Annotated in this window: 11 protein-coding genes and 1 pseudogene; 5 read left to right on the top strand and 7 right to left on the bottom strand. The window is 71.4% G+C overall.

Annotated elements, in window-relative coordinates:
• Positions 1-50: 50 nt before the first annotated feature.
• From ACH4S9_RS23125 to ACH4S9_RS23110, 4 genes are all read left to right on the top strand, one after another.
• A complete protein-coding gene (locus ACH4S9_RS23125) occupies positions 51-572 on the top strand; it encodes a hypothetical protein (RefSeq protein WP_311723683.1) in 522 nt (173 codons plus the stop codon).
• On the top strand, positions 569-2,335 hold the full coding sequence (locus ACH4S9_RS23120; RefSeq protein ID WP_398373719.1) for an alpha/beta hydrolase: 1,767 nt from the start codon (positions 569-571) through the stop codon (positions 2,333-2,335). Before ACH4S9_RS23125 ends, ACH4S9_RS23120 begins: the two co-directional genes overlap by 4 nt.
• A gap of 13 nt (positions 2,336-2,348) precedes the next feature.
• A complete protein-coding gene (locus ACH4S9_RS23115; RefSeq protein WP_385346121.1) occupies positions 2,349-2,864 on the top strand; it encodes a hypothetical protein in 516 nt (171 codons plus the stop codon).
• Positions 2,865-3,052: 188 nt separating this feature from the next.
• Positions 3,053-3,277 (top strand): hypothetical protein, encoded by a 225-nt coding sequence (locus ACH4S9_RS23110; protein WP_385346123.1) that lies wholly within the window; start codon positions 3,053-3,055, stop codon positions 3,275-3,277.
• A 43-nt stretch (positions 3,278-3,320) separates the two neighbouring features.
• Here the strand turns inward: ACH4S9_RS23110 and ACH4S9_RS23105 are convergent, their stop codons facing one another.
• The 5 genes and pseudogenes from ACH4S9_RS23105 to ACH4S9_RS23085 form a co-directional block, all read right to left on the bottom strand.
• A complete protein-coding gene (locus ACH4S9_RS23105; RefSeq protein ID WP_398373717.1) occupies positions 3,321-4,124 on the bottom strand; it encodes an ABC transporter ATP-binding protein in 804 nt (267 codons plus the stop codon).
• Complete coding sequence (locus ACH4S9_RS23100) at positions 4,121-5,086, bottom strand: iron ABC transporter permease (protein WP_361186260.1); 966 nt, start codon at positions 5,084-5,086, stop codon at positions 4,121-4,123. Before ACH4S9_RS23100 ends, ACH4S9_RS23105 begins: the two co-directional genes overlap by 4 nt.
• 56 nt (positions 5,087-5,142) lie before the next feature.
• Positions 5,143-6,177 (bottom strand): ABC transporter substrate-binding protein, encoded by a 1,035-nt coding sequence (locus ACH4S9_RS23095; protein ID WP_358847296.1) that lies wholly within the window; start codon positions 6,175-6,177, stop codon positions 5,143-5,145.
• A gap of 157 nt (positions 6,178-6,334) precedes the next feature.
• Positions 6,335-6,690, bottom strand: a pseudogene (locus ACH4S9_RS23090) (ATP-binding cassette domain-containing protein).
• 144 nt (positions 6,691-6,834) lie between these two features.
• A complete protein-coding gene (locus ACH4S9_RS23085) occupies positions 6,835-7,848 on the bottom strand; it encodes a pirin family protein (RefSeq protein ID WP_385346130.1) in 1,014 nt (337 codons plus the stop codon).
• Positions 7,849-8,005: 157 nt separating this feature from the next.
• Here ACH4S9_RS23085 and ACH4S9_RS23080 point away from each other — a divergent pair, with 157 nt between their 5' ends.
• A complete protein-coding gene (locus tag ACH4S9_RS23080; protein ID WP_398373999.1) occupies positions 8,006-8,515 on the top strand; it encodes a carboxymuconolactone decarboxylase family protein in 510 nt (169 codons plus the stop codon).
• Between the two features lie 255 nt (positions 8,516-8,770).
• On the opposite strand, the gene ACH4S9_RS23075 is transcribed toward ACH4S9_RS23080, so the two are convergent.
• Together ACH4S9_RS23075 and ACH4S9_RS23070 are read right to left on the bottom strand one after the other, a co-directional pair.
• Entirely contained in the window at positions 8,771-9,766 is a 996-nt protein-coding gene (locus tag ACH4S9_RS23075) for an NAD-dependent epimerase/dehydratase family protein (protein WP_398373716.1), read from the bottom strand.
• A 107-nt stretch (positions 9,767-9,873) separates the two neighbouring features.
• Positions 9,874-10,938, bottom strand: a complete 1,065-nt coding sequence (locus ACH4S9_RS23070; RefSeq protein WP_385346134.1) for a sulfotransferase — start codon at positions 10,936-10,938, stop codon at positions 9,874-9,876.
• Positions 10,939-11,128: the final 190 nt, after the last annotated feature.

The following is an 11,128-nucleotide window of genomic DNA, read 5'->3' as shown; positions in this document are numbered from 1 at the left end:
CCGAAGAGTTTCCCCCTGTTATTGCGCTCTGTTACCTTCCTTGTTCTGCCATGAAGAACATGGTTCAGCGGGTGGAGGAAGGCAGTATGGGGGACTCAGGGCTGTCTGAGCGTTGGCAGGCGTATTACGACGCGGCGGGCGGAACGGATACCGACGGCAAAAGCGTCCAAACCAGGCTGGCCAGTGCGGACGGGAATAAAGGGGATGGCAAGGGCGGCGGCGACGGCGATCTGAAATCGTCGAAGGGGCCGTGGAATACCGCGTCGACATCCATGGACGATCTGCGCCGGAATGCCGTGCGTGCGCTGGGCGACCTTCAGCACGGGCAGCAGGGCGCGGGAACGGCCAGCAAAGGCGTGGAGGGGCTGGAGAGCACCTCCATGCAGCAGCGGGTCTTCAACTCCTGGGAGGCCCGGCTGGAGGTCCTGCGCGATGAATGCGGCGAACTCATGGGAAAGCTGAAGAAGGCGGGCAATGACCTCGCCAACCAGGACGACGCCATTGAGGCGCTCTTCAAGGCGCAGGATACGAGGCCGATTCCCCCGCCGGGCGGCCCGTCGGGGAGTTGGTGACCGGCATCATGGTTACTTTCGCGCAGTTGAGGGCGCTTGACCCGGCCCAGTTCGAGGAGGCGGCGGACGGCTGGCACAAGGTCAGCAGCAATGCGAGCGCGTCCAAGGACCGGCTGGACAATGAGATCAATGCGAAGCTCCGCGGGGCTCTGAAGGGCCAGGGGGTCGGTACGGCGCTGGGCCGGCTGGAGCGGCTGAGCGAGAACTTCCACTACATGCAGGTGGAGTGCGCGCTGGTGCTCACGGCCTTGAACGGGCTGGCGGCGGAGTTGCGGGCGGCGAAGAAGAAGCTGGACAACGCCGTGCAGGACGCCCGGGACGCGGGGATGACCGTCAAGGAGGACGGTTCGGTGCAGTACACGCCCCCGCTGGTGTTGCTGCCCGGCCAGGAGTACGAGCCGGCGGGGAACGGCCGGACGCCGTTCGTCACCACGACGCCGAAGGAACGGGCGCAGGGGTTCGCCGACCGGATCGGTGACGCGCTGAAGGACGCGGCCGAGGCGGACGGCAAGTACGCGAAGACGCTGGGCAAGCTGATCACGGTGGCGGATCTGTCGGTCACCAAGGAGGACTGGACCGACGCCGACGCGGACCGCGGGGCGGTCAAGAAGACCGTCGGCGACTATCTGCGGGATATCCCGAAGGACAAGTCGCCCAAGGACAACGCGGCCTGGTGGAAGAGCCTGTCCAAAGAGGAGCAGGCGGAGTACATCTCCCTGTATCCGGCGAGCGTGGGCAAGCTGGACGGCCTTCCCGTCGAGGACCGCGACGAGGCGAACCGCGTCTGGTTCAACGAGCAGCGGGCGAAGTACCAGACCGAGCTGGCCAATCTCCCGCCCGAGCCCAAGCCCAGGAACATCATGGTCGGTCGCACTTCCATGACCAACCCTGAGTGGACCAAGTGGAACAACCATAAGAAGCAATTGGAGTCCTCCCTCAACGGCATGAAACGCATTCAGATGCGTTTCGATGACACGGGGAAGGCCGACGCCTTCGACAACACCCGGCCCAAGGGTTACAAACCGACCGGCGACGGGCTGCCGCCGGCGTATCTGCTGGATTTCGACCCCGAGAAAAACGGCCGCGCGATCATCGCGAACGGCAACCCGGACACGGCCGAACACACCGCGGTGATGGTCGGTGGCACCAACGGCACGCTCGGCGGCATCAACAAACCCGTTATCGCGGGCACGAACCTGTGGCAGGCCGCCAGCGCGATGCCGGGCGACCCCAAGGTGTCGACCATCACCTGGCACGGCTACGACGCTCCACAGAACTTTTTCCCGGAAGCCATGAAGGACAAGTACGCGGACCGGGCGGCGGGAGACTTCAACGACTTCCTGTCGGGGCTGCGCACCTCGCACGACCCGTCGGTCAACGACCACCTGTCGGTGCAGGCCCAGAGCTACGGGACCGTGGTGGTGGGCTCCGCCGCCCGCCAGGGCACTCTGGACGCGGACGACGTGATGCTCAGCGGCAGCCCCGGCGTACAGGTGGGGCGGGCCGAGGACCTGGACGTGCCCTCAGGACATGTGTGGAACCAGAAGGCGCAGGGTGACTGGGTGCCCAAGTGGGGGGCGCCCACCCATGGCCACCACGAGGGTCTGACGCAGTTCATCACCCCCAGCGACCCGATCTTCGGCGCCAACCAGATGGCCACCGACACCAAGGGGCACGGAAACTACTGGCTGGCCGGTTCGGAGAGCCTGGAGAACCAGGCGAGAGTCGTGGTGGGACGCTACGACGAGGTCCAGCTGAAGTAGCGGGGTGTTTTCGATGTCCGACGTATCCGATGCATCCGACGTGCCCGACTCCGGTGATCACGGTCTTGGCTACACCCCCGAGGAGCGGGAGGTCTCCGCGCCCCGGGAGGAGGCCAGGCAGCTCTCCAGCGAGCTGTACGACCTGCTGCGGGTGAAGGGGAAGACGACCGCGCCCGGCCCGGGCGTGGACGTGTGCGGCGACCTGGACCCGGAGACGTTCTATGTCATCCGCCACCTGTGGTCGGTGTACGGCGTGCCGGCCGGGGACCTCGAGGCCGGCTGGCAGGGCCTCAGCGAGGATCTCCCCCGGCACGGCTGGGAGATCGTCCACGAGGGGCGGGAGTCGACCGTCGCCCGGTCCCCGTTCCTGATGGCCGACTCCACCCGGAAGAAGTTCACCCTCAAAGCCACCTTGCTGATCCCGACCGCAAGGGACGCCGAGAGGAGCGGCGCGGAGGCCGGGATCATGTTCCACCTCGTCTCCGCCTGCTTCCGGGTCCCCGAGGGCACCACGGTGGACGCCTACTGAGCCCGTACGGCCCCGGGCACCGCGGAAACCGCGTGACCGGGGCCGCCGGCGCATCGGGCACCATGGGCGGTATGAGCTCTCGCACCCCGGCCGCCTGGGTCACCGTCGCGGCCTACGAAAACCTGCCCGGCCGTCCCCGGCCCCTGGCGGCCGCGCGCGCTTGACTGCGCGACCGCGGCATCGACTGGATGCCGTTCCGGCCGGAGGACGAGATCCGCTGCGAGGTGATGTGCGGCGTCGGGCCCGACGGCAGCCGCCACGGCTGGATCCGCGTCCACGTCCACCCCGACGCGCTGCGCCGCCTCGGGCTCCATCCCGACCAGCCGACCGCGAGGGTCGACGGACCGTCCCCGCCCGGCTGGTGGCACGCCGCCGCGGAGCGCGCCGCGGGCCGGGCGCCCCGGGGCGGGTAGCGCGCGCCCATCCCCTATCCCCGCGGCGTGCCGGGCGGCCTTCTCAGCCGGCCTCGGCAGTCTCGCTGTCCCCGCCGAGGGCGAGGGGCTGGGCGGCATAGGTGATGCGGACGACGCCGTCCGCGTGCCGGTCGGTGGTGGCCCGCACGCCGAAGACGTCGTGGAGGATCTCCGGAGTCAGGACGTTCAGGACTGGTCCCGCCGCCACCACGGTGCCGTCGTGGAGCACCACGAGGTGGTCGCAGAGCCGGGCGGCGAGGTCCAGGTCGTGCAGGACCGCCAGGGTGGTGATCCCGGTGGCCCGGATCAGGTCCAGGAGTTCGAACCGGGCCCGGATGTCGAGGTGGTTGGTGAGTTCGTCGAGTACGAGGAGTTGCGGACGCTGGGCGAGGGCGCGGGCCAGCAGGACGCGCTGGCGTTCGCCGCCGGACAGGGTCGCGTAGTCGCGGTCCTCGAACGGGCCGACACCGCACCGGTCGATCGCTTCGGCCACGGCCCGGCGGTCCTCGGCGCCGTCCCGCCCCATCAGGCCATGGTGCGGCGTACGCCCCAGAGCGACGATCTCGGTGACGGACAGGCCGGTGGTGTGACCGGAGTCCTGGAGAACAGCCGCGGTGCGGCGGGCGGCCGTGCGGACGGGCAGGGACCACACATCGTCCCCGCCCACCGTGACCACGCCGCCGGCCGGGCGCAGCGAGCGGTAGACCGCGCGCAACAGGGTGGATTTGCCGCTGCCGTTGGGGCCCACGAGCCCGACGATGTCGCCCTCGCGGGCTTCCAGGTTCACCTCCCGGAGGATCGGGTCGCGGTCCAGGGTGACGTGGAGCCGGTCCACGGTCAGCTTCATACGGTGTCCAGGCCCTTGTTGCGGCGCAGCAGCCACAGGAAGAACGGTGCGCCGAGCAAGGCGGTGAGGATGCCCAGTGGCAGCTCGTTGGGGCGGGTGAGGGTGCGGGAGAGGAGGTCGACGATCACGAGGTAGACGGCGCCCAGGAGTGCGGTCAGGGGCAGCAGTCTGCGGTGGTCGGCACCGACGGTGAGGCGTACGAGGTGGGGGATCATGAGGCCGACGAAGCCGATGCCCCCGGCGACGGCGATGACGGTGCCGGTGAGCAGCGCGCTGATCACCAGCAGGACGGCGCGCAGCCGGTTGACGTCCACACCGAGCGCGGTGGCGGACTCGTCGCCGGCCAGCAGGGCGTTGAGCCTGCGTCCGAACAGGGTCAGCACGGCGGTGCCGGTGAGGACCACGACCGTGACGGTGGGCAACTGGTCCCACTGGGCACCGGCGACGCTGCCCAGCATCCAGAACATCACGGTTCGCAGTTCGGTGGGGGTGGCCAGCAGCTGAACGAAGCTGGTCACCGACAGCAGGACGTAGCCGACCGCCACCCCGGCCAGCACCAGCCGGGTCGGGGCCAGTCGGCCCCGCCGCTGTCCGAGGGCGAAGACCAGGGCTCCGGCCGCGAGGGCGCCGACAAACGCCGCGCCCGACACGCCGAGACCGCCGACCGCGGCGCCGCCGAGGGTGATGACCAGCACGGCGCCGAGGGACGCGCCGTAGGAGAAGCCCAGGACGGTCGGGTCGGCGAGCGGGTTGGAGACCAGGGTCTGCAGCACCGCCCCGGCGACGGCCAGGCCCGCGCCGACCAGGGCGGCCAGGGCGACACGGGGCGCCCGGAAGTTCCAGACGATCTGGTCCAGCGCCGGGTCGCCGGTGGCTCCGCTGCCGGTGATGTGGCGCAGCAGGATCCGCCACACATCGGCCAGCGGGACGTTGACCGCTCCTATGCTCACCGCCACCACCATGGCGGCGACGAGTACGGCCAGCAGTCCGACCACCGCCAGCGACTGCCGCACGTGGCTCAGAACTTGTCGGGGTGCAGCATCCTGGCGATCTTCTCGACGGCGAGGTCGTTGCTGGGGCCCAGGTACATCGAGTCGGACAGGACCACGTATGTGTTGTTCTTGGCCGCCGGCCACTGAGGGAACTCCTTGAGCAGTTTCTTGGCGTAGGCCGCCGGATCGGGGTCGTTGTAGCCGATGACGATGAGCGCGTCGATGTCCGTGGCGGCCACTTTCTCCTTGCTCAGGTCGGCGAAGGAGGTCTTCGAGGCGTTCTGGAAGGCGTTCCTGCCGCCGGACTTGGCGAGGATGTCGTTGAAGATGCCCTTGGCGACGACGGAGCTGAAGTCGTTGCCGCCCATCACCATGTTGGAGAAGAGGACCATGACCTTCGGTTTCTTCTCGCCGTCGACCTTGGCGGACACCTCGTCGATGTGCTTCTTCGAGGCGGCGATCAGCTTCTCCGCGCGGTCGCCGACGTTGAAGATCCGGCCCATGTCCCGCAGGAGCGTGTAGCTGTCGTCGATGGTCATCCTGGAGGTGTCCTGGTCGCAGCCCTGCGGGGAGACATAGCTGTTCGCGTTCACCCCCTTGAGCTGCTCCCGGGTGGTGAAGCCGTTCTTGGCGTCGAAGCCGTAGGAGGTCGTGGACAGCACGAGGTCGGGCCGCAGGCCCAGCATCGCCTCGCGGGGGATGTCGTAGGCATCGTTGAGGTTGACGTTCCCAGTGGGCAGATCCTTGATGGCCTTGGCCCGGCCCGGTACCTCGGACATCCCGTAGCTCTGCTGGTTGGCCACGATCTGGTCGCCGAGGCCGAGGGCGAGCAATGTGGAGACCTCGGCGACGGAAGCCCCGTTCATGACGACCACTCTGCTGGGCGTCTCGGTGAAGGTCTCGGCCATTCCGCAGTTCTTGACGGTCACCGGGTAGCCGGGCTTCGCGGCTGCCGCGGATGTCTTGTCCCCGGCGTCATCGGTCGAGGAGTCGGCGCATGCCGTGGCGGCCAGACAGAGGGCTGCGGCCAGGGCGACGTCGACAGGACGCTTCTTCGACATGCTGGTTCCTTGCTGCGGGATGCTCGTGGGGCGGCGTGCTCTGATGCAGTAGTCGGGAAACAGAGCAGGCGAGTTCCCGGAGATGTCCTACTTCTCTCGGAGCGGCGAGATGGTGCCGGTTCCCGGCCGGGGCGGGCGGCGTTGCCCTTCGTCATCCTCAGGTGCGTGGCTCCAACGCCCCGGTTGCCGCGGCGGCGGTCGGCTCCTGGTGGTCGAAGGCGATCAGCGGGTCGCCGGTCAGCGGGTGGTCGACCACGGCCGCCCGTACGCCGAACACCTCGGCCATCAGCTCGGGCGTGAGGACGTCACGCGGTCGGCCGGATGCGAGCACGGCTCCGGCGCCACTGGCTTCAGATGGCCGTAGACGGTGCGCAGGAGGGTGGACTTGCCGCTGCCGTCGGGCCCGACCAGGCCAGTGATCTCGCCTTCGGCCGCCACCAGGTGCGCGCCGGCCACGACCGTACGGCCGGCGTAGGCGACGTGCAGGTCATCGATGTCGATCCGCCCCCCGATCCCGGGAGCCGGCACAGCGGGCGCCGGGCCCGCTCCGCCGGATGAGAGCAGCGCCCGAGCGCCCCGTCGCACCCACCACCGACACAGCCCCACCAATGGGGCTGTGTCTGTTTCCGAGCGCCCGCTCCCTTGGACCCCCGCAGGTCAGCGCACGTCGCCGCGCGGTTTCAACGGCAGGTTCGGCAGCTCGGGGGCGGGCAGGCGGTCTCCGTCGTAGCCGTTCACCTCGCCGAAGCGCGAGCCCGTCATCCAGTCCTCGCGCGCCTGCGTGATGTCCTCGTGGCTGCGGCCGATGAAGTTCCACCACATCACGATCTGCTCCCCGAACGGCGGCCCGCCGAGCAGCACCATCCGCGCGGCCGCGTCCGTGGTGTTGGTCAGCTCCAGCGTCCGGTTTCCGGGGGCGAGATAGCCGAGCTCGGCGGGGCTCAGCAGGGTGTCGGCCATGCGGACCTCCCCGCGGTCGAGGAGGAGGCCGTGCTCGAAGCGGGCGTCGATGTCCAGGGTGACCGTGGCGTGCGGCTCCAGGATGAGTTCGGCGCCGAGCAGGGGGGTGAAGGTGGGGACCGGTGAGGTGTCGCCCGCGAGGGACCCCAGGAAGACCCTGGCCTCGCCCACGGGCCCGTCCCCGGCCGCCTCGTCCCCGGCCGGGGCCTGCCCGGTCAGGGGGATGGCGCGCGGCTCGTAGTGCCGGAAGTCAGGGGCGGTGTCCCGGTGCGCCTCGGGCAGCGCGACCCACAGCTGTACGCCGTGCAGGATCGTGGTGCGGGCGGTGGAGACCTCGGAGTGGCTGATGCCGTGGCCGCCGGTCATCAGGTTGAGCTCGCCGGGCCGTACGAAGGCGTGGCTGCCCAGGCTGTCGCGGTGCTCGATCTCGCCGCTGAACAGCCAGCTCACGGTCTGGAGGCCGGTGTGCGGGTGGGGGGCGACGTCCATCCCGCCGGTGGCGGCGACGTCGTCGGGCCCGTAGTGGTCGGCGAAGCACCAGGCGCCGATCAGCGTCCGGGCCCGCTGTGGCAGGGTACGTCGTACCGTCATCGCGCGCGGGCCGCCCAGCGGGACGTCGCGCGGGGTCAGGATCTCCACTCGCGGGCCGGTCTCCTCGTCCGGGGAGCCGCCGCAGCGCTGCACGGCGGGCTGGGTCTCGGTGTTGCTCATGGCGCGACGCCTCCCAAGCGGGTGATAGTTGTACGCTCAACAATCACGATGATAGATCGACACCTCGGTGAGGTGCGCAACATACCGGAAGCGGCCGAAGCGGCCCGGTGAAGGAGTTCAGGTGACTGACGCGGCAGCGGCCTCCGCAGCGACCTCGATCGACGAGACGGCCTCCGCCGAGGGGCGGGGCAGGCGGGTCTTCATCGACAAGCAGAGCCCCCAGGTCTACAGCGCGATGGTGCAGACCGCCGAGGCGGTCCGCGCGACCGCCGCCGAGGCCGGGCTCGACCGGCAGCTCGTGGAGCTGGTCAACCTGCGGGTGTCCCAGATCAACGGCTGCGCGTTCTGCCTCAACCTGCACACCAAGGCCGCCCTGCGGGCCGGCGAGACGGCGCAGCGCCTGGGCGTGCTGGCGGCGTGGCGCGACACCGAGGTGTTCACCCCGCGGGAGCGGGCCGCGCTCGCCCTCGCGGAGGCGACCGCCAGCCCCGCGGACGCCGCCGCGCAGGAGGCGGCCTACGGGGTCGCGCGCCAGGCGCTGACCGACGACGAGATCTCGGCGGTGATCTGGGTGGCGATCGCCATCAACGCCTTCAACCGCGTCTCGATCATGAGCAAGCACCCCGTACGGCCGGTCCCGGCGCCGCGGCAGACGCCCTCCGCCTAGGGGGTGTCCGGCGGCCACGCGGCGGAGCCGCATATCGGTGCTGTTCCCCTACCCGCCCCTTCCCCCGGTGTCGAGCCCCTGCTGATTTGCGGCTCCGCCGCGCGGGGCTCCGCCGCGTGGCAAGGGCTTCGCCCCTGGCCCCCGGGTCCGGGGCGGAGCCCCCACGCGGCGGAGCCTCATAACGGCAGCGGCCGGGAAGGGGCGGGTAGGGGGTGAGCACGCCGCAGGCGTCACCAACCTGTCCGGTCAGCACACCTAGGCCGTGCCCAGCACCGTCGCCTCCCGCTCCGGGGCAAGGCCCACCGGCGGGCGGTCCGGGCGGTGGGGGGCGCGGCCGCCGAGCTGTCGCAGCCACTCCCAGGTGGCGGCCACGGTCCCGGCGACGGGACGGCAGCGCAGGCCGGCGGCGAGCGCCCGGGACACGTCCCCGCCGTACATCGTGTCGTACAGCTCCCCCGGCGGCAGCCAGACCGGCAGCTCGGTCCACGGCTCGACACCGGCCGCCAGGACCGCCTCCGGGTCCGTCCAGCGCAGCTCGGCGTCCGCCCCGGTGACGGCCACGCACGCCTCCAGCAGCTCACCGAAGGTCGTCTGACCCGGCGGGCCGACCAGGTTGTACGGGCCGCCGAGCCCGCGCCCGGCGGCGTCCAGCACCCAGCCGGCCAGGTCGCGGACGTCGATGTACCGGAGCGGCAGCTCGCGCGGCCCCGGCGCCAGGACCGGGCCGCCCCGGGCGATGCGGGTCAGCCACCACGGCAGCCGGCCGACGTTCTCGTACGGGCCCAGGATCAGCCCCGCCCGGGCCAGCAGCGCCCGCTCGCCGAACGCCGCCTCCGCCGCCAGCTCCCCGCCCCGCTTGGCCTCGGCGTACTCGACCGCTCCCGCGTCCGGCGACGCCTCCACCAGCGGGCCGTCCTCGTCGAGCCCGGCCGGGGCGGGGTAGGCGTAGACGGACCGGCTGGAGATGTAGACGTAATGCCCGGCCCGCCCGGCCAGCAGCCGGGCCGCGTCGCGCACGGCGGACGGCGCGCCCGTCCAGGTGTCGACGACGACGTCCCACTCCCCCGTGCCGTCCCCCTCCAGGGCCGCCAGGCCGCCCGCGGCGCTGCGGTCGCCCCGCAGGGCGGCCACGCCCGGGGGCGGGTCGTGGCGTCCGCGGTTGAACGCCGTCACCTGCCAGCCGCGCGCCAGCGCCTCCTCGGCGATGGCCCGCCCCACGAATTCCGTACCGCCCAGCAGCAGAAGCCTCATGACGGTGACTCTGCCCGCCGCGCGGGGCCGGCGGAATCGGCGCATGCTGTGAGCGAATCCGCTGTCAGCGGAACCCGGGCGCGGAAGACGGGTGCGGAGCGGTAGCGCTACGCCCCCGCCATGACCGCGCGCAGCGCCTCGGTGCCCGGGGCGCAGGACTCCCGCAGGGCGGACAGCTCGTCCGCGGGGAGGCGGAGGGCGGAGCCGCGCCGGCCGTGGTCGAGGGTGGCCTCGGCCGCCGTCAGCCACTCCTCCGCCGGATCGACGCCGATGAACTCCGCCAGCCGGGCCAGCTCCCGCCGGGGCGCGTCGAGCAGCTGCTCGTAGGACAGGGACGTACGGGAGCCCTCCGGGACCCGGGCCAGCGCCGTCAGACCCCGGGTGATCAGGTGCGACCACATCTCGCCGAACCGGGCGACCGGCACCGGCGCCTCCATCAGCAGCGCGGGGTCGAACCGCTCGGCGAACAGACCCGCGAGGTCGGGGGGCAGGGCGCGGACGTGCTCGTCGGTGAGCCGGGCCAGCAGGCCCGCCCCGGCGGCGCTCCTGGCGTCCATGGTGCGCAGGGTCATCCGGAAGCCGGGGTGGCGGCTCATCGACAGCGCGCAGTCCGGCCCGTCCCGGAACATATGGACGAACCGCGCCCCGGGGAACGCCTCCCGCATCCAGGGCACCCAGCCCAGGGAGCCGCCGGAGCGCTCGACGACCACCCCGCGGCCGAACCGCTCGGCCAGCAGCTCGAACAGTGCCGTGTAGTGGCGGGCGACCGGGCGGCCTGGCCACGCCGAGACCCGCGGCGCCAGCTCGTCGAAGAGGCCGTCCGGATCGTCGGTGAGGTGCGGCAGGACCATCATGCTCAGGGCGGGGATGCCGGTGGTCTCGGCCGAGAAGCGCCCGGGGCGCCGGTTGTAGAGGAACTCCGGAGCCGGGGCGCCGCTGCGGATCATCCGGTCGAAGCTCTCGTTCGGCCGGGTGACCAGCTCCCAGAACTCCGCGCCGGACACGGTCCGCGCGGGCAGCGGATGCCGGTGGGGCTCCATGCCGAGGGAGGTGAACAGCTCGTTGACGCTGAGGATGCCGGGATGCAGGTTCAGGACGTGCGACAGCGCGGTCGAGCCGCTGCGTCCGGTGCCGACGACGAACGTCAGGGGCCGCGTGCTGATGTGGTCCACCTCCGGTGCTGGCTCGCCGCGCGCGCGGAGGCGGTGCGGCGGTATGGCGGTACGGCGTGACGGGCGGCGGCCGTCGCGCGCGCGGCCGCCGGGCAGCGATCAGTAAAGGGCGTGGCGTCGGCGGGGCGCAAGGGTGTTGACGGCACTGGGGAGTTCGCCCGGCGGGGCGGCCGGGCGAACTCCCCATGAG

It is taken from the genome of Streptomyces sp. NPDC021225 (assembly GCF_044332865.1).
GTDB lineage: Bacteria > Actinomycetota > Actinomycetes > Streptomycetales > Streptomycetaceae > Streptomyces.
The sequence above is the reverse complement of the archived record's forward strand: the minus strand, read 5'-3'. Positions and strand labels throughout refer to the sequence as shown.

Excerpts from the sequence above, each read along its gene's own strand:
- ACH4S9_RS23125 (WP_311723683.1), top strand. The coding sequence starts at position 51 with ATGAAGAACATGGTTCAGCGGGTGGAGGAAGGCAGTATGGGGGACTCA.
- ACH4S9_RS23115 (WP_385346121.1), top strand. The coding sequence starts at position 2,349 with ATGTCCGACGTATCCGATGCATCCGACGTGCCCGACTCCGGTGATCAC.
- ACH4S9_RS23110 (WP_385346123.1), top strand. The coding sequence starts at position 3,053 with ATGCCGTTCCGGCCGGAGGACGAGATCCGCTGCGAGGTGATGTGCGGC.
- ACH4S9_RS23105 (WP_398373717.1), bottom strand. The coding sequence starts at position 4,124 with ATGAAGCTGACCGTGGACCGGCTCCACGTCACCCTGGACCGCGACCCG.
- ACH4S9_RS23100 (WP_361186260.1), bottom strand. The coding sequence starts at position 5,086 with ATGGTGGTGGCGGTGAGCATAGGAGCGGTCAACGTCCCGCTGGCCGAT.
- ACH4S9_RS23095 (WP_358847296.1), bottom strand. The coding sequence starts at position 6,177 with ATGTCGAAGAAGCGTCCTGTCGACGTCGCCCTGGCCGCAGCCCTCTGT.
- ACH4S9_RS23085 (WP_385346130.1), bottom strand. The coding sequence starts at position 7,848 with ATGAGCAACACCGAGACCCAGCCCGCCGTGCAGCGCTGCGGCGGCTCC.
- ACH4S9_RS23075 (WP_398373716.1), bottom strand. The coding sequence starts at position 9,766 with ATGAGGCTTCTGCTGCTGGGCGGTACGGAATTCGTGGGGCGGGCCATC.